This is a genomic window from Roseateles depolymerans (genome assembly GCF_003387155.1).
Classification (GTDB): Bacteria; Pseudomonadota; Gammaproteobacteria; order Burkholderiales; family Burkholderiaceae_C; genus Roseateles; species Roseateles depolymerans.
The window spans coordinates 63643-80635 of record NZ_QUMT01000007.1 but is presented as its reverse complement, the minus strand read 5'-3'; the positions used below and the strand labels follow the sequence as shown (position 1 = coordinate 80635).

18 protein-coding genes and 1 tRNA gene are annotated in these 16993 nt (G+C 64.3%); 6 read left to right on the top strand and 13 right to left on the bottom strand.

Annotated features, from left to right (window positions below; all coding sequences use genetic code 11):
- The 6 genes from DES44_RS23400 to DES44_RS23375 are packed head-to-tail and all read right to left on the bottom strand — an operon-like array spanning window position 1 to window position 5702.
- A complete protein-coding gene (locus DES44_RS23400; RefSeq protein WP_058936862.1) occupies window positions 1-513 on the bottom strand; it encodes an LPS-assembly lipoprotein LptE in 513 nt (170 codons plus the stop codon).
- A 3-nt stretch (window positions 514-516) separates the two neighbouring features.
- A complete protein-coding gene (gene leuS, locus DES44_RS23395; protein WP_058936861.1) occupies window positions 517-3156 on the bottom strand; it encodes a leucine--tRNA ligase in 2640 nt (879 codons plus the stop codon).
- A gap of 44 nt (window positions 3157-3200) precedes the next feature.
- Entirely contained in the window at window positions 3201-3629 is a 429-nt protein-coding gene (locus DES44_RS23390) for an ExbD/TolR family protein (RefSeq protein ID WP_058936860.1), read from the bottom strand.
- Window positions 3626-4294: a MotA/TolQ/ExbB proton channel family protein gene (locus DES44_RS23385; RefSeq protein WP_058936859.1), complete on the bottom strand. Its 669-nt coding sequence runs from the start codon at window positions 4292-4294 to the stop codon at window positions 3626-3628. The genes DES44_RS23390 and DES44_RS23385 overlap by 4 nt, the downstream gene beginning before the upstream one ends.
- 8 nt (window positions 4295-4302) lie before the next feature.
- The gene (gene dapB / locus DES44_RS23380) at window positions 4303-5136 is read right to left on the bottom strand and encodes a 4-hydroxy-tetrahydrodipicolinate reductase (RefSeq protein WP_058936858.1); all 834 of its coding nucleotides are present in this window, start codon (window positions 5134-5136) and stop codon (window positions 4303-4305) included.
- Window positions 5133-5702, bottom strand: a complete 570-nt coding sequence (locus tag DES44_RS23375) for an outer membrane protein assembly factor BamE (protein ID WP_170156736.1) — start codon at window positions 5700-5702, stop codon at window positions 5133-5135. The genes dapB and DES44_RS23375 overlap by 4 nt, the downstream gene beginning before the upstream one ends.
- 82 nt (window positions 5703-5784) lie before the next feature.
- Here DES44_RS23375 and fur point away from each other — a divergent pair, with 82 nt between their 5' ends.
- Window positions 5785-6216 carry a ferric iron uptake transcriptional regulator gene (gene fur / locus DES44_RS23370; protein WP_058936857.1) on the top strand — a complete coding sequence of 144 codons (432 nt, stop codon included), beginning with the start codon at window positions 5785-5787 and terminating at the stop codon, window positions 6214-6216.
- Window positions 6217-6287: 71 nt separating this feature from the next.
- Here fur and hprK read toward each other — a convergent pair whose 3' ends face one another.
- The 3 genes from hprK to hpf all read right to left on the bottom strand — a co-directional run bounded on the left by hprK (window position 6288) and on the right by hpf (window position 8271).
- A complete protein-coding gene (hprK, locus tag DES44_RS23365) occupies window positions 6288-7256 on the bottom strand; it encodes an HPr(Ser) kinase/phosphatase (protein ID WP_058936856.1) in 969 nt (322 codons plus the stop codon).
- A gap of 13 nt (window positions 7257-7269) precedes the next feature.
- Window positions 7270-7740: a PTS IIA-like nitrogen regulatory protein PtsN gene (gene ptsN / locus DES44_RS23360; RefSeq protein WP_058936855.1), complete on the bottom strand. Its 471-nt coding sequence runs from the start codon at window positions 7738-7740 to the stop codon at window positions 7270-7272.
- 189 nt (window positions 7741-7929) lie between these two features.
- Complete coding sequence (hpf, locus tag DES44_RS23355) at window positions 7930-8271, bottom strand: ribosome hibernation-promoting factor, HPF/YfiA family (protein WP_058936854.1); 342 nt, start codon at window positions 8269-8271, stop codon at window positions 7930-7932.
- Window positions 8272-9115: 844 nt separating this feature from the next.
- On the opposite strand from hpf, the gene corA reads away from it, so the two are divergent.
- Entirely contained in the window at window positions 9116-10105 is a 990-nt protein-coding gene (corA, locus tag DES44_RS23350; RefSeq protein WP_058936853.1) for a magnesium/cobalt transporter CorA, read from the top strand.
- A gap of 752 nt (window positions 10106-10857) precedes the next feature.
- On the opposite strand, the gene DES44_RS23345 is transcribed toward corA, so the two are convergent.
- Complete coding sequence (locus DES44_RS23345) at window positions 10858-11487, bottom strand: glutathione peroxidase (protein ID WP_058936852.1); 630 nt, start codon at window positions 11485-11487, stop codon at window positions 10858-10860.
- A 141-nt stretch (window positions 11488-11628) separates the two neighbouring features.
- Here DES44_RS23345 and DES44_RS23340 point away from each other — a divergent pair, with 141 nt between their 5' ends.
- The 4 genes from DES44_RS23340 to DES44_RS23325 all read left to right on the top strand — a co-directional run bounded on the left by DES44_RS23340 (window position 11629) and on the right by DES44_RS23325 (window position 15116).
- On the top strand, window positions 11629-12510 hold the full coding sequence (locus tag DES44_RS23340) for a ferritin family protein (protein WP_058936851.1): 882 nt from the start codon (window positions 11629-11631) through the stop codon (window positions 12508-12510).
- A gap of 349 nt (window positions 12511-12859) precedes the next feature.
- Window positions 12860-13279, top strand: a complete 420-nt coding sequence (locus DES44_RS23335; RefSeq protein WP_058936850.1) for a VOC family protein — start codon at window positions 12860-12862, stop codon at window positions 13277-13279.
- Between the two features lie 78 nt (window positions 13280-13357).
- On the top strand, window positions 13358-14473 hold the full coding sequence (locus DES44_RS23330; protein WP_233441669.1) for a DUF3034 family protein: 1116 nt from the start codon (window positions 13358-13360) through the stop codon (window positions 14471-14473).
- 232 nt (window positions 14474-14705) lie between these two features.
- Window positions 14706-15116, top strand: coding sequence for a group I truncated hemoglobin (locus tag DES44_RS23325; RefSeq protein ID WP_232309868.1), 411 nt, complete (start codon window positions 14706-14708; stop codon window positions 15114-15116).
- 14 nt (window positions 15117-15130) lie between these two features.
- On the opposite strand, the gene DES44_RS23320 is transcribed toward DES44_RS23325, so the two are convergent.
- From DES44_RS23320 to DES44_RS23310, 3 genes are all read right to left on the bottom strand, one after another.
- On the bottom strand, window positions 15131-15946 hold the full coding sequence (locus DES44_RS23320; protein WP_058936849.1) for a hypothetical protein: 816 nt from the start codon (window positions 15944-15946) through the stop codon (window positions 15131-15133).
- A gap of 148 nt (window positions 15947-16094) precedes the next feature.
- A tRNA-Phe gene (locus DES44_RS23315) sits at window positions 16095-16170 on the bottom strand.
- A 92-nt stretch (window positions 16171-16262) separates the two neighbouring features.
- Window positions 16263-16982 (bottom strand): response regulator, encoded by a 720-nt coding sequence (locus DES44_RS23310; RefSeq protein ID WP_058936848.1) that lies wholly within the window; start codon window positions 16980-16982, stop codon window positions 16263-16265.
- Between the last annotated feature and the right edge of the window lie 11 nt (window positions 16983-16993).

Sequence of the window (16993 nt, the reverse complement as noted above, 5' to 3'; positions counted from 1 at the left end):
TCAGGCCGGCAGGCGCACGGCCGCCAGGCGGCGCAGCAGCAGGCCCACCGCTTCGACCTGCATGGCCTTCTGCAGCGAGGCTTCCTCCTGCTCCTTGGCCAGGGCGGCGCTTTCGCTGTAGTTCATGTCGCGGGTCAGGCGCAGCTCGGTGCGGGGCAGCAGCACCTCACCCCCGGCCGTGCGCAGCGAATAGTCCAGCTGCAGGCGCAACTGCCATTCGGTGATCTGCCCGGCGGTGGTGGTGGCCACCGAGGTCTTGTCCCGGACCTCGCGCTCGATCTCCAGCACCACATCGGCGCGGTTGGGATCTTCCAGCAGCTTGAGTGTGCTGCGCTGCACCTGGCGGCGCAGCTCCTGGCTCAGCGGGGAATGCGGGATGAAGCCCTTCAGGGCCAGGGTCTTGAAGTGGTACTCGGGCTCCTTGCGGAGCTCGAAACCGCAGCCGGAGAGCACGGCGGCAGCGCCGCCAGCGGCGACGACGGCACAGGTCTTGAGCAGATGACGGCGCTGCATGGCTCAGACCACCAGGTTGACCAGGCGACCCGGCACGATGATGACCTTCTTCGGCGCCTTGCCCTCCGAGAACTTCTCGAAGTCCGGGCTGGCCAGCGCGACCGCTTCGATGGCGGCCTTGTCGGCACTGGCGGCCACCTTGATGGCGCCGCGCAGCTTGCCGTTGACCTGCAGCATCAGCTCGATCTGGTCCTGCACCAGCGCGCCTTCGTCCACCGCCGGCCAGGCCGCGTCCAGCAGGTCGCCCAGCTCGGCGGCCAGGCCCAGCTCCACCCACAGCGCGTGGGTGATGTGCGGGCAGGCCGGGTAGATGACACGCAGCAGCACCGAGAAGCCTTCGCGCAGGACTGCATGGTCGCCCGCGCCGGTGCCCTTGAAGCCTTCCAGCGCATTGAGCAGCTTCATCGCGCCGGAGACGACGGTGTTGTACTGCATGCGCTCGTAGTCGTAGCTGACCTGCTTGAGCACCAGATGCACTTCGCGGCGCAGCGCCTTGGCGTCGTCGCTCAGCGCGGAGAAGTCCTTGCCGGCGGCCTTGATCGCGTCCGCATGCTTGGCGCCAAAGCCCCAGACCCGCTTGAGGAAGCGGTGCGCGCCTTCCACGGCAGCGTCGTTCCACTCCAGGGTCTGCTCGGGCGGGGCGGCGAACATCACGAACAGGCGGGCCGTGTCGGCGCCGTACTGGTCGATCAGGGCCTGCGGGTCCACGCCGTTGTTCTTCGACTTGGACATGGTCGTCATCTCGTATTCGAGCGGCAGACCATCCGCCTTGAGCGTGCCGCCCACGGGCTGGCCATGCTCGTTGCGGATCACGTCGACGTCCTGTTCCCAGTAATAGTTCTTGCCAGCCTCGGGCGGCTTGCGGAAGAAGGCGCCCTTGAGCACCATGCCCTGCGTCAGCAGGTTGGTGAAGGGTTCGTCGAACTTCACCAGGCCCAGGTCGCGCATGACCTTGGTCCAGAAGCGCGCATACAGCAGGTGCAAGATGGCATGTTCGATGCCGCCGATGTACTGGTCCATCGGCATCCAGTAATCGCTGCCGGCGCCCACCATGGCCTTGTCATTGCTGGCGTCGCAATAGCGCATGAAATACCACGAGCTGTCCACGAAGGTGTCCATCGTGTCGGTCTCGCGCTTGGCGGGCTTGCCGCAGCTCGGGCAGCTGCAGTTGAGGAAGTCGGCGCGCTTGTTCAGCGGATTGCCGCTGCCGTCCGGGATGCAGTCTTCCGGCAGCACCACCGGCAGGTCCTTTTCGGGGACGGGCACGGGGCCGCAACTGTCGCAGTGGATGATGGGGATCGGCGTGCCCCAATAGCGCTGGCGGCTCACGCCCCAGTCGCGCAGACGCCAGGTGGTCTTCTTCTCGCCCAGGCCCTTGGTGGCCAGCAGGGCAGCGACCTTGTCGACGGCGGCCTTGTAGCCCAGGCCGTCGAGTTCACCGGAGTGGATCGTCACGCCGCGCTGCTTGTCCCCATACCACTCGGCCCAGGCCTCGGTGGAATAGGTTTCGCCGTCCACCGCCACGACCTGGCGGATGGGCAGGCCGTACTTGCGGGCGAAGGCGAAGTCGCGCTCGTCGTGGGCGGGCACGCCCATGACGGCACCGTCGCCGTAGCTCATCAGCACGTAGTTGCCGATCCAGACCTCCACCTGCGCACCGGTCAGCGGATGCGTCACGAACAGGCCGGTGGGCACGCCCTTCTTGTCCTGCGTGGCGAGTTCGGCTTCGGTGCTGCCGCCCTGCTTGCATTCCTCGATGAAGGCGGCCAGCTCGGGCTTGAGCGACGCCGCATGGGCCGCCAGCGGATGCTCGGGGGCCACGGCGCAGAAGGTGACGCCCATGATGGTGTCGGCGCGCGTGGTGAAGACGTAGAGCCGTCCGTCCTGGATCAGCTGGCCGTCGGCGCCCTTGATCTCATGCGGGAAGGCAAAACGCACGCCCTCGCTCTTGCCGATCCAGTTCTCCTGCATCAGGCGCACGCGTTCGGGCCAGCCGGAGAGATAGTTCTTGTCCGCCGGGTCGGCCACCGCGGCCAGCAGTTCCTCGGCGTAGTCGGTGATCTTCAGGTAGTAGCCGGGGATCTCGCGCTTTTCCACGACCGCGCCGGAGCGCCAGCCGCGGCCATCGATGACCTGCTCATTGGCCAGCACCGTCTGGTCGACCGGGTCCCAGTTCACCACCTGGGTGCGGCGAACGGCAATGCCCTTTTCCAGCATCTTGAGGAACAGCCACTGGTTCCAGCGGTAGTAGTCCGGCTTGCAGGTGGCGATCTCGCGCGACCAGTCGATGGCCAGCCCCATCGCCTGCATCTGCTTCTTCATGTAGGCGATGTTGTCGTAGGTCCAGGCCGCGGGCGGGACCTTGTTCTTCATCGCCGCATTCTCGGCCGGCAGGCCAAACGCGTCCCAGCCCATCGGCATCAGGACGTTGTAGCCCTTCATGCGCAGCTGACGGGTCAGCATGTCGTTGATGGTGTAGTTGCGCACATGGCCCATGTGCAGCTTGCCGCTGGGGTAGGGCAGCATGGAGCAGGCATAGAACTTGGGCTTGCTCGCATCTTCGGTGACGCGGTAGGCGTCGGCGGCATTCCAGTGATCGCGGGCGGCCTGTTCGACCTCGCTGGGGGCGTATTTCTCGTTCATAGGGGCTCGATGGGCGAATGTGCCCATTGTAGAAGGCTGGGCCTTCAGCGGGACGGGGCGTCCCGGTCGGACACGAAGGCGATGCGGCTGAGATGCACCGACTGCGCCCAGTCGATCAGCGCCGCCACCCGGCCGTAGGGGACGTCGCGGTCGGCGCTCAGTCGCAACTCGGCGTCGGGGCGCTGGGCGGCCAGCGTCTGCAGCCGGGCTTTGAGCACGTCCGGCTCCAGCGCCTCGTCGCCCAGGAAGTAACGCCCCTGCGCGTCGATGCTGATGGCGATGACCTGCTGGCTGCCGGTGCCCGGCGTGGCCGCCTCGGCCTTGGGCAACTGCAGCTTGAGCGCGCTGGCCATCAACGGCGCCGCAATGATGAAGATCACCAGCAGCACCAGCATGACGTCGATCAGCGGCGTCATGTTGATGTCGCTCATCGGCTTGGGCGCGTCACGGCGCTCGAGTCGGCCGAAGCTCATGGGGCAGGCGTCGCCAGCAACTCGCGCAGGTCATGGGCGAAGCCTTCGAGCTCCGCCTCACAGGCGCCCACCCACTTGCCGAAGAGGTTGTAGGCCAGCACCGCCGGGATCGCCACGGCCAGGCCAGCCGCCGTCATGATCAGCGCTTCACCGACCGGGCCGGCGACCTTGTCCAGGCTGAAGTTGCCCGCCGTCGAAATGCTCACCAGCGCGTGATAGATGCCCCAGACGGTGCCGAACAGGCCGATGAAGGGGGCCGTGCTGCCGACGGTGGCCAGCACCACCTGCCCCCGGTTGAGGCCGCCCAGCACCTGGTGCAGGGCGTCGCGCAGCCGCCGCGTGAGCTGGGCCTGGATCTGTCCGCTGGCGGCCAGGCTGCCGGGGCGGCTGTCGGCCAGTGCGGCGTCCACCAGCGGGACCATCAGGCCCTCGCGGTCCATGTGCAGCACGGCCTGGCGACCCGCCGGCAGCGCTTCGGCCGCCCAGAAGAGCGGCAGGCCGCGCTGCAGGTCGCGGCGGGCGCGGGTAAGGGTCCAGGTGCGCCATAGAATCAGCACCCAGCTGCTGACGGACATGGCCAGCAGCACGAGGGCCACCAGACGGGACACCCCGTCCGCCGCCTGCCAGTGGGCGCCCAGCGCCGGGAGTGCCGACAGCGACTGCATCGGTCCGGTCAGGCCAGGCCGAGCACGGCGTTCATGTCGAACAGGCCGGTGCGCTGGCCCGCCAGGAAGCGCGCTGCACGCAGGCTGCCCTGGGCGAAGGTGGCGCGGCTGGAGGCCTTGTGGCTGATTTCGATGCGCTCGCCGATGCCGGCGAACAGCACGGTGTGGTCGCCGATGATGTCGCCGCCGCGGACGGTGGCAAAGCCGATGGTGGAGGGATCGCGCTCGCCGGTGACGCCTTCGCGGCCGTAGACGGCGCAGGCTTTGAGGTCCCGGCCCAGGGCGTCCGCGATCACCTCGCCCATCTTCAGCGCGGTGCCGCTGGGCGCGTCCACCTTGTGCCGGTGATGGGCCTCGACGATCTCGATGTCATAGCCTTCGGCCAGTGCCTTGGCAGCGCTTTCCAGCAGCTTGAGCACCAGGTTCACCCCCACGCTCATGTTGGGGGCCATGACCACGGCGGCCTGTTCCGCGAAGCGGGCGATGTGGGCCTTTTCTTCGTCGGTGAAGCCGGTGGTGCCGATGACGGTGCGCACCCCCAGCTCGGCGCACAGGGCCAGATGGGCCAGCGTGCCTTCCGGGCGGGTGAAGTCGATCAGCACGTCCGACTGCGACAGGCCGGCGCGCACGTCGCTGGTGATGGCCACGCCGGTGTGGCGGCCCAGGAAAGCGCCGGCGTCCTGGCCCAGCGACGGGCTGCCGTCACGGTCCAGGGCCGCGCTGAGCTGGCAGTCGGGCGCATTGAGCACCGTCTCGATCAGCATGCGACCCATGCGGCCGGAGGCGCCGGTGATGGCGATGCGCAGGGGCGCAGTGTCCAGCGGACGGGGCACGCTGCTCATCGACGCTGCTCCAGCGGCGGATAGTCGCGCACCGGGCCGATGGGCTCGGGTGTCGCGGCGGCCTGTCGCACCGGCGGCGGCAGCGCCTTGCGTTCTTCTTCCGTCATCTCCAGCTTGGGCGGGGCGCCCTTGATCTTGGTGGTGTCGATGGCGGCGATGAATTCCTTCTCCGAGGGCAGGTCTTCCGGCGCGTCGATCTTGGCGAGCTGGTCGCCTTCGAAGGTCAGCTGGATGCGGCGGTTTTGCGGGGCTGCCCCCTGGCGGCGGATGGTGAAGACGTAGTCCCAGCGGTTTTCATGGAACAGGTCGGTCAGCAGCGGCGAGCCGATGGCGTCTCGGACCTGCAGGCGGGTCATGCCGGTCTTGACCTGCTGCATCTGCTCCTTGGTGACGACGTTGCCCTGGACGATCTCCACCCGGTAGGGCTGGACCAGGCCCAGCACCTTGTCGCCACTGACGGAAAACACGTCCATCTTGGGCATCTGCGAGCACGCGCCCAGCGCGGCGACACCGGCCACAACGGCCGTGCATCGCGCGATCGAGGCGATTTGGGAATTCAATGACATGGCGGGGCTTCGCGGAAGTGCTAGGGCTATGATGCAGGGAATTCTAGCGGGAGGCTTTCGTCCTGCCGCATGCGCAAACCCCATGAACCGTTCTGAAGAAATCAAGAACAGCGGGCTGAAGGCCACGCTCCCCCGCATCAAGATCCTGGAAATCTTCCAGAAGGCGCAGCAGCGCCACATGACGGCGGAGGATGTTTACAAAGCTTTGCTCGATGAGCGGGCGGACATCGGCCTGGCCACTGTGTATCGCGTGCTCACGCAGTTTGAGCAGGCGGGGCTGCTCTCGCGCAATCATTTCGAATCCGGCAAGTCGGTCTTCGAACTGAACGAGGGGCATCACCACGACCATCTGGTGTGCCTGACCTGCGGCCGGGTGGAAGAGTTCTACGACCCGCAGATCGAGGAGCGCCAGCGCGCCATTGCGGAAGAGCGCGGCTATGCGCTGCAGGAGCATTCGCTGGCGCTGTATGCGTCGTGCGTGAAGACGGATTGCCCGCACAAGAACAGTCGCTGATACGGCAGGCGATACAGCGGGTGGTGGGCTCGCGCCGCGGCCGCTGAACGGGCCTTCAACGGCCAGCGCGCCTAGCCGGCCGCCGAATCGTTCAGACCTTCTTCGATCGCCCGCTGGTGGCGTTCCACGAATTCGCGATAGGTGTCGATGCCGCGCAGCTGCAAGATGGTGTTGCGCACCGCCGCCTCCACCAGCACCGCCAGGTTGCGACCGGCGTCCACCGCGATCACCACCTTGCGCACCGGCATGCCCAGCACGTCCTCGTACAGGGGCTCGTAAGGCAGGCGCTCGAAGTCGCGCTCCATCGTTTCCTTGCGGACCAGATGGACGATCAGCTTGAGTCGCATCTTGCGGCGCACGGCCGTCTCGCCAAAGATGGCCTTGATGTCCAGCAAGCCAATGCCTCGAACTTCCAGCAGGTTCATCAGCAGATCGGGACAGCGACCTTCGATGGCCGTCTGCGCGATGCGGAAGAAGTCCACCGCATCGTCGGCCACCAGGCCATGGCCGCGGGAGATCAGCTCCAGGCCAAGTTCACTCTTGCCCAGGCCCGATTCCCCGGTCAGCAGCACACCCAGGCCCAGGATGTCCATGAAGACGCCATGGCGGGTGGTGCGGTTGGCGCAGACATGGGCCAGGTAGGCACGCACCACGTCGATGACATGGCCGGCGGATTCGGTGGTGGTGAACAGCGGAATCTCGGCGCGGTCGCACATGGCGATCAGCCGGTCGGGCGGCGTCTGTCCGTCCGCCACGATGATGACCGGAGGTTCCAGCGTGACGATGCGGGAAATGCGCCGGTCCAGCACGTCGCCGGAGGCCTGGCTTAAGTACGCCACTTCGCGCGTGCCAACGATCTGCACGCGGTAGGGATGGATGTAGTTGAGGTAGCCCACCAGGTCGGCGGCGGACTGGGCGTCCAGCAGGGCGGCTTCGTCGAAGCGGCGCTCCGGATGCGCATGGCCGGCGATCCATTCCCAGCGCAGGGCTTCGCGGTGCTCTTCGAAGAGCCGGTCCGCGCTGATGGAGGTGGGTTTCACGAAGCCGGGTGCCTCAGGCGACCGACTTCAGCGGTTCCCAGTCGGCAATCAGCCGATGGACCACGCTGGCTTCCGTCTCGGTCTTGAGGCGTTCACGCAGTTCGCGATCGGACAGCATCTCCGCAATTTCGGAGAGGATTTCCAGATGGCGCTGGGTGGCGGCCTCGGGGACCAGCAGGAAGATGAGCAGGTTGACCGGCTCGTCGTCCGGGGCGTCAAAGCCGATGGGCTGCTGCACGCGAAGCACGGCGGCCAGCGGATTCTTCAGGCCCTTGATGCGGCCATGCGGAATGGCCACGCCATGACCCAGGCCAGTGGAGCCCAGCCGTTCACGGGCGAAGAGATTGTCCGTGACCGCGGCCCTGGCGATGGCGTGGTTATTCTCGAACAGCAGTCCGGCCTGTTCGAACACGCGCTTCTTGCTGGATGCGTCCACATCGACCAGCACGTTGCTGGCGGGAAGGATGGCGGCGAGACGGTTCATCGGGCAATGGCGCCAGTAGGTCAGAGACAGCGAGGATTATAGGAACCCCGCTGCAATCAGGGGGCGGGTGCTTTGCGACGCCCCGTTGAAAACAACGGGATTGGTGTTGCATCGCAACATTATGCGGCGATCGAGTAAAAGCAAAGGCGGCCTTGCGGCCGCCTCCCGGATCTACGCTAAGTAAAAACCCTAGACCGCGGGCAGGTCCATGCGCTTGGCGGAGGCATGGTGATGATCCTGCACCCGGTCCTTGTGGCGGCACACCTGCCGATCCAGCTTGTCCATCAATTCGTCAATGGCCGCGTAGAGGTCCTCGTGGGAGTTTTCCACAAAGATCTCGCGACCCTTCACGTGCAGCGTCACTTCTGCGCGCTGCCGGCGGGCCTTCTCCTTTTGCTTTTCCACGGTGAGCAGGACGTTGACGTCCACGACCTGGTCAAAGTGTCGCAACACCCGGCTGAGCTTCGTGAGAACGTATTCACGCAGGGCCGGGGTCACTTCGAGATGGTGGCCGCTGATGGTCAGGTTCATAGAGCCTCCTTTCACAGGGCTGGTCGGAAAACTACTGCGCCTTCGGGCGCCGTGAGAGTGTGGGAACGCTGAAGTTGGATGGAATCGCTGGGTCTTGATGCTGAGGTCAGGGTGGAGGAATCGTCGGGCCCGGTGGGGCCTGGGTCTTCTGGAAAAAATTTGCGGTGATGCGGGGGCGTTGCCGAGGCCGGGAGGGCTCGGTGTGCCGGTTGAATCTGACGTGGATGAATCGGACGTAGAGGGGTCGAAACCAAGGTGCCGACAGTTGCGGACGCACTCGCTAAACAAGCTGCGGAACAAGCCGCCGAACAAGCCGCGAAAGCACGTGCGGACACTGGGCTGAATGCGGGAGGCAGAGGTCTTGGAGGGCTTTTGAATATGTCTGCGGTAAGACTCTTCGGGTGGCCTGGACGAGCTCAGTCTGCGCCCGTTCGATGGCGAACACAAGTGATGAAAAGCAAGGTTTGGGGGTGAATCTTTCCGCCTTGCCTATCACCCCGGTCCGTGCTGGAATGCTGGATGTTGTCGGGGAGGCGGGAGCCTTGCTGGCGCCAATCCCGCAGTGTGATAATTGCGCGTCCCCATCACTGGAGTCCCTCTTGGACAGCGACCACCCTCGGTGGCCGTCCACTCCAGCGTCAAACCGCCGCAGCTGAAGGTCAACAGCCGCCAGTGTCCACCCGTGACAGGTCGCTCGTTGCCGCTGTGCCGCTTGTCCGGAGTGAGACGGGCCCCTTTGCCCCTCCTCCCAGAGACCCCGCGCGCCTGACTCTCCTTCCTCGTCAACGCGCCACCCTGCTCGAGCGTTCGCCCAGACGCGCGCCGACGCAGACGAAGGACCTGCATGCTGAATGTGTTCACGCTGGACAATGGCCGCCTCAAGGGCGGCATGGTTCAGGAAGAGATTTCCACCGCGGCTGAACTCAGCGCGGTCACCAGCCACCAGCGACAGCCGATCTGGGTGGACCTGGAATCCCCGAGCGCCGAAGAAAAAGACTGGATCCGTGAACGATTTGGCCTGGTCATTCCCGAGGACATCGTGGACGAGGACCTGGAGGAATCGGCCCGGTTCTACGAGGAAGACAACGGCGAGCTGCACATCCGCTCCGACTTCCTCATCGACGACATGGAAGCCCCGCGCAACGTGCGGGTGGCCTTCATCCTCTTCAACAACGTGCTGTTCTCGGTGCATAACGAGGACCTGCCGGTGTTCCGGCTGCTGCGGCTGCGGGCGCGCCGCATCCCCGCGCTGATCGAAGATGCCAAGGACGTCCTGCTCAAGCTCTACGACGCCGACGCTGAATATTCCGCCGACGTGCTGGAGGGCATCTACGACAACCTGGAAAAGGTCAGTGCGCGGGTGCTGAAGAAGGATGTGAACGACACCGAAGCCGGTGAGGTGCTGGCGGCCATCGCCCGTGAGGAAGACTTGAACGGGCGCATCCGGCGCAATGTGATGGACACCCGTCGAGCGCTGAGCTTCATGATGCGCAGCCGCATGCTCAATGCGGAGCAGTTCGAGGAATCGCGGCAGATCCTGCGGGACATCGACTCCCTGGACAGCCACACCGCCTTCCTCTTCGACAAGATCAACTTCCTGATGGACGCCACCGTCGGCTTCATCAACATCAACCAGAACAAGATCATCAAAATCTTCTCGGTGGCCAGCGTGGCGCTGCTGCCGCCGACCTTGATTGCCAGTATCTACGGCATGAATTTCCAGGCCATGCCCGAACTGCGCTGGGAATACGGCTATCCGTTTGCGCTGGTGCTGATGCTGGCGTCGGTGGTGGCGCCGTTTGTGTACTTCCGGCGCAAGGGGTGGTTGGCCTGATCAGGGCATCCCCCCGACATTTCCGCCTGCATCTCCATCGTCCGACACAGGGTCGCTTCATGCGGCCCTTTTTTCTGGGCTCAGCGCCAGCGAAGACGTGCGGCGCTGGCCAGGCCAGGACGCCCGCGCCAAACAAAAAGGGCTTCCGCCGATGCGGAAGCCCTTGGGGGAATAAAAGAAGCCTCAAGACGCCCCGTGGCCAACGAGGGAGGGAGGGAGGAGGAGGAGAAAGGCCTCGGGATTGCAGCTTGCGAACAAGCAGGTCTTGCGGCTGAAAGAGGATGAAACTGGACTGTACTCCCATCAGCTTTCGGGATTGGTAGAAACCCTGAAAGCCCTCGGTAGATCTCGGTTTTTGCAGAGGCTCGGCCGCTTGCGTCCTTGAGCCTGGTTCGAACCATCACTACGGCAAGCTGCGTACCCGCTATGGGTGCCCGCCGTCGTGATGCGTTCGGGTGATTCAGAAGCTCAAAACAGACGCTCGAAACAGAAGCTCAAGGCGCTGAAAGAGTGGCCGTTGCGCACTGCACTGATGCCTATAGTGCAGCGCAAGCCGGCGCTTGTCATCCCGATTCCGTGGGAAAAAGTGAGCAACTGTCACGGTTGTACCGACTAGCCGGGACAGATTTTTCATTTCCAAAATCGGGTCTGCCGATTGCCGGAAGAGGGGTTGGCCTGACGCTGGACGGCCTCAAAAAACACTTGGCTATCGCAGTGCGACGTCAGGCGTTTCCTCAGTGACTCGTGCCGGCTCAGTTCTGCTGGAGCATCTTTTCCAGCGCCTGGGTGAACTCCCGCCCTTCAGGATCCACCTTGGAGCCAAAGCTCAGCACCTGCTGACCGTCCTTCGAGATCAGGTACTTGTGGAAGTTCCACTTCGGCGACTGTCCGGTGCGCTTGGCAAGATCTGCAAACAGCGGGTTCAGATCGGTCTTGCCGGCGGCAACACTGGACTTGCTGAACATCGGGAACTTCACATTGAAGGTGTTCTCGCAGAACTCGGCAATCTCCTTGTTGCTGCCGTATTCCTGATTTCCGAAGTCGCCCGATGGGAATCCCAGCACCGCCAAGTCCTTGTATTTGGCCGAAAGAGCTTCCAATGCCTTGTACTGCGGGGTGAAGCCGCAGAAGCTGGCGGTGTTGACCACCAGCACTACCTTGCCTGCCCACTGGCACAGCGGCTGGGGTTTTTCGTCTTGCAGGCGCGGGAACTGCCGTTGAAGCAGGTCGGGACATGCGGCGCTGCCGGCGGCGGTCGTGGCCGGCGCGGCGGTGGTGGTGCCGGCGGCATGGGCTGCCAGCGGCGCGCTGGCCACCATCAACACCAGCGCCAGTTGTCGAAAGAACGGCTGGAACAAGATAGAGACGCAAGACAGATTCATGACAGTGCTCCTCGTCGGCATCAGTGGTGCCGTGACATGTGACAGCGCCGGATTAGGCCAGATCCTGGCTTCCTCAAGGGCTTGTCAGGTTTGTCATCTTCCGCCCGATAAAATGCGAATTGCTCTTCCCAAGGACTGACCATGCTTTACCCCGAACTCTTCAAGCAACTCGAAGCCGTCCGCTGGAACATGGACACCGACATCCCCTGGGACACGTTCGATGCCTCCCTGTTGACCGACGATCAGGCGCGCACCATCAAGATGAACGCCATCACCGAATGGTCCGCCCTGCCGGCCACGGAGATGTTCCTGCGTGACAACAAGGATGACAGCGACTTCTCGGCCTTCATGAGCGTGTGGTTCTTCGAGGAACAGAAGCATTCGCTGGTGCTGATGGAATACCTGCGTCGCTTCCGCCCGGACATGGTCCCCACCGAAGCCGAACTGCACGAGGTGCGTTTCGAATTCGACCCGGCTCCGGCGCTGGAGACGCTGATGCTGCACTTCTGCGGCGAAATCCGGCTGAACCACTGGTATCGCCGTGCCGCCGAGTGGCACACCGAGCCGGTCATCAAGGCCATCTACGAAACGCTGTCCCGGGACGAAGCCCGTCATGGCGGCGCCTACCTGCGCTACATGAAGCGTGCCATGGTCAAGTTCGGCGACGAGGCCAAGGCCGCCTTTGCCAAGGTGGGCGTGCTGATGGCCAGCGCCCGTCGCACGGCCCAGGCCCTGCATCCCACCAACTTGCATGTGAATGCCAAGCTGTTCCCGCGTGACACCATCCAGAGCCGCCTGCCGGACCCGGAATGGCTGGAGCGCTGGCTGGACAAGCAGATCCAGTTCGACAGCGTCTGGGAAAACAAGGTGGTGGACCGCATCCTGCACAACATGAGCCTGCTCATGGAGCGCAGCTTTGCAAGCGTCCAGGAGCTCAATCGCTATCGCAAGGAAATCTCGCAGCGGGTGGCCCAGGCCGCTCAGCAGCAAGGCGGTGGCGACCTGGCCCCGCAGGGCGCCTGAGCCGAGCCCGGCTGCCGCCCCTGACAACAGCCCGCTTCGAGCGGGCTTTTTTGTGGGCCGTGGTGAGCCGTGTGGGCCTGCGCGATCGCGTCGCCCGCTCACTGAGGTCGTGCGTGAGGTCGTGCGGCCTCGGCGGCCTGTCGGTCATGCGAGCGGTTCGGTCCAGGTGTGCGCGTGGGCAGCCTCAGTTGGCGACCTGCGCCCGCTTGTCGTCGAGCCTGCAAGCCCTGACACGTGCAGCCGGCACCGCTCAACGCCACAATATTCCCATCGCCCTTCGTGGACGAGCAGTCGGGGTCCGCACGACCCACTGTCTCTTCCCTCTCTGCGCCCTTTTTTGAGAAGACTCATGAAATACCTCCACACCATGGTCCGCGTGACCGACCTCGAAGCCTCCCTCAAGTTCTACCGCGATGCCCTGGGCCTGCAGGAAGTCCGCCGCTCGGAACATGAGGCGGGCCGCTTCACCCTGGTCTACCTGGCAGCGCCTGGTGACGAAGACGCACAGATCGAGCTGACCTTCAACTGGGACCCGGAGACCTACACCGGTGGGCGCAACTTCGGTCATGTGGCCTATGCGGTGCCCGACATCTATGCTGCCTGCCAGCGACTGATGGACCATGGCGTGCTGATCAGCCGTCCCCCGCGCGACGGCCGCATGGCGTTCGTGCGCTCCCCCGACAACATCTCGGTGGAACTGCTGCAGGACGGACCGGCGCTCCCGCCCGCGGAGCCGTGGATCTCCATGCCCAACACCGGCGCCTGGTAAGTCCGTCTCGCACACCTTGTGGAAGGGCGTGGACCGGGCTGCGATGCAGTCCGGTGTTGATTCAGGGAAGATGACGTGATGACACCCACGGCTTTGAATTCAGGCTCTCATGCGACTGTGGCGCTCATCGGGCGGAAACGCACTGCGGCCGAGGCGGCGGAGGGTGCTCCCATCAAGGCCGGGGTGCGGCTGGCGGTGGTCTGGATGGGCCTTGGCTTGGGGCTCGGCTTGGGACTCGGTTTTGGTGGCGCTGCGATGGCGCAGACCGCAACGGGTGGCGCACCCGCTTCCTCAGCCTCGTCTTCAGCACTTGCGTCACCACCGCCTGCGTCGTCATCCGCACCCGCCCCCAGTCCCTTCTGGTCTCCCAAAGGCAAGCTGCTGCTCACCGGCGGCGTCAGCAGCATCGATGGCGCGGCTGGGGGAGGGCTCACGCCCTGGGCGCTGACCGGCAGCTACGCCACCGAAGGGCAGATCGGCACCACGGCCTACTACACCCGGCTTCCCACCCAGGACTATGGCCTGACCGGGTACGGCGCCCTGGTGGCCTTTGGCGAGCGGGCAGAACTCTCCATCGCCCGCCAGGATTTCTCGGCCGGAGGCACTGGCGCCGCGCTCAACCTGCCGGGTCTTCATCTGAAGCAGACCATTCTGGGCGCGAAGCTGCGGCTGGGCGGCGATGCCATCCTAGATGCAGACACCTGGATGCCGCAACTGGCGCTCGGGGTCGAATACAAATCGGTGGATGCCGCGGGCCTCAATCCCACGCTGTCGGCGCTGGGCGCCAAACGCCATGGCGTGGATGTCTATCTGAGCGCTACCAAGCTGCTGCTGGCGCAAAGCACCCTGGTCAATCTGACGCTGCGCGCCAGCCGCGCGAATCAGAACGGGCTGCTGGGGTTCGGTGGTACCGCAAGCCATCGATATTCCCTGCTGCCGGAAGTGTCGGTCGCTTACCTGATCAACAAGAATTGGGCCGTTGGTGCCGAATACCGGATGAAGCCGGACAAGCTCAATCCCTCTGTGCTGGGTGACGCGCTGAAGGAGCAGGACTGGAAGGACGTGTTCGTGGCGTGGGCGCCGACCAAGAACTTCTCGCTGACGGCCGCATATGTGGACCTGGGCAAGGTGGTGCCAGGGGTGCAGCCGCGCCGGCAGCGAGGCGTGTATGGGTCGATCCAGTTGGCGTATTGAGCGCTTGGCTGCTTTCGCTGGCTCGGCTCGAATGGCGAGAGCTGCCGACCGGTGCTGCAAGCTGCTTGATCAAAAGGACTTTCCAATGACTCCGCGCATGTACCTCCAGTCCCTCGCTCGATCGAGCGTCCGCATGACTCCGTGGGTGGGACACCCGAATAGGGGCGTTCATGCGCTAGGGCACGGCGACGGCCGTAGCCGCGATCATGTCCACGGATATGTGGGGCGCTGCTTGGCCGTCCTGCTGGCCTTGCTGATGGTCCTGGCCACGCCCGCTCGCGCTGCCGACGACTCGCTGTTCCGCGCGTTGGGCGGTGAAGCCGGCGTGGCGGCGATCAGTGCAGGGCTGGTGGAGCGGGTGTATGCGGATGAACGCATCAAGCACCTGTTCCAGGAAACCAATCCCCGCTTTCTGACGGAGCAACTGCGCAAGCAGTTCTGCGAACTGAGCGGCGGCCCCTGCAAGTACGACGGTGAGACGATGAAGAAGTCCCACGCTGCCTTGGGCATCAACAAGGCCCACTTCAATGCGCTGGTGGAAGACCTTCAGCTCGCGATGGATGCGCAGGGGGTGCCCTTCGCGACGCAGAACCGGTTGCTGGCTCTGTTGGCGCCGATGTATAGGGATGTGGTCACGCGCTGACCGAGTTCATCTTCTCAGCGTGGCTGCAAGTGGACCCAGCTTCCAGGGCCTTCATGCGAGTCGCGGATGAGGCGCAGCATGAATTCCAATTGTTCTTCCTTGAACACTCGAGGACTCGGCTTTCCCCCGATGAAGTGGGGCCTGGCGGCGAGTCCGAACTCGCGGCCCGCATCGTCGCGTCCAATCAGGAATGCCTCCTTCCTCGGCGGCGCCATCAACATGACCTGGTTCGGCTTGAGCGCTTCGATGGCCGGATTCATATGGTTCTTCACGTACCAATGATTGAACTCGGTGAGCGTAAGACGCCTTTTGGGCGGTGTGGGTTCCGGTAGAGGGACTTCCTGAAGGCTGCCAGGGGGGAGCTTCTTCGAATCCCGATTGATGCCGCTCTCCGCAGTGAGCGACTCCTTGTACATGCTCAAGGTGAGCTTGGCGTGTGCACCGCCGTCTTTGCACATCAACACCTTCTGCGGCCATGAATGATTCAGCGAAGGAGAGAAGGGAGGGGATGGCTGCTTCAGTTGGGCGCTCACCGGCAGCTTGATCGCCGTCTCCGGTGGAGGAAAGTTCTTGGTGGCGTGGCGGATCGCGTTGGCGAAGCTGTCCTCAGAGCCGGTATTCAGGAAGTCGAAGAGAATCGTGTAGGCATCGAGGACATCGACTTTGACTTGCAGCAGTGTGCCCAGCATGCCTTCTGCGCGAGTCAACGCGCCTTGCGTGATCGGGGGAGCCGAATGGGCTGAGGCTGCGCTGGAGGCTGCATCGGTGGGGGCCGGCGTGTCCACGGTGGGCGGCATGAAAGGGGCCGCGGTTGGGGATTGCACATACATCGGGGAACTCCTCGCTGGCATCGTGCCAGCATGCCGATTCAGTGCGTACGCCCGGGGCCGGGTTCAGCCGCGATCCCAAAAGAAAAACCCCGGACAGCTGAGCTGTGCGGGGTTCTTGATGGATGCCAACAGACGCATCCTCGAATTCTGGTGGCCAAGGGCGGAATCGAACCACCGACACGCGGATTTTCAATCCGCTGCTCTACCAACTGAGCTACTTGGCCTTTGAAGCTTGCTGGATGTTGTCTTCGACTTCATCCGCTTCATTTGTCTTCAGTGACAGCTGCGCTGAGCACCGAAGACCATGACTATAACACTAAATTCCGCCCCCGCGCTTGTTTCGCGAAAGATCGACACCGAGTTGTTTCAGCTTGCGGTACAGATGGGTGCGTTCCAGCCCCGTCTTCTCCGCCACGCGGGTCATCGAGCCATTCTCCTTGGCCAGATGGAACTCGAAATAGCTCTTCTCAAACGCGTCCCGCGCCTCGCGCAGCGGACGGTCCAGCTCGAACATTTGCTCCGAGGCCAGCCCCTGATGCTGGACCGGCGGCGGAGACACCAGGCTGGGCACGCTGCCTGGCAGCGTCACGCTGGACGGCATCACCGGCAGCGTCTCCGGCCGCGCATAGGACGGCAGGCCCACCACCGGAGCCGGCGGCGCCGGGCGCGGGGCCGTCTTGACCAGCGCCTGCTCCACCGCCCGCAGCAGCTTCTGCAGCGTGATCGGCTTTTCCAGGAACGCCATGGCGCCGAACTTGGTGGCTTCCACCGCCGTGTCGATCGTGCCGTGGCCGCTCATCATGATGACGGGCATCGTCAACTGCCCGGTGCTGCCCCATTCCTTCAGCAGCGTCACGCCATCGACGTCCGGCATCCAGATGTCCAGCAGCACCAGGTCCGGACGCGAGCGCTCACGCGCCGCCCGAGCCTGTTGTGCGTTCTCAGCCAGTTCGATGGTGTGCCCCTCGTCCGAGAGGATTTCTGAGAGCAGGGCACGAATGCCCAGTTCGTCGTCAACAACAAGAATGGTTGCCATGTATGCCTACT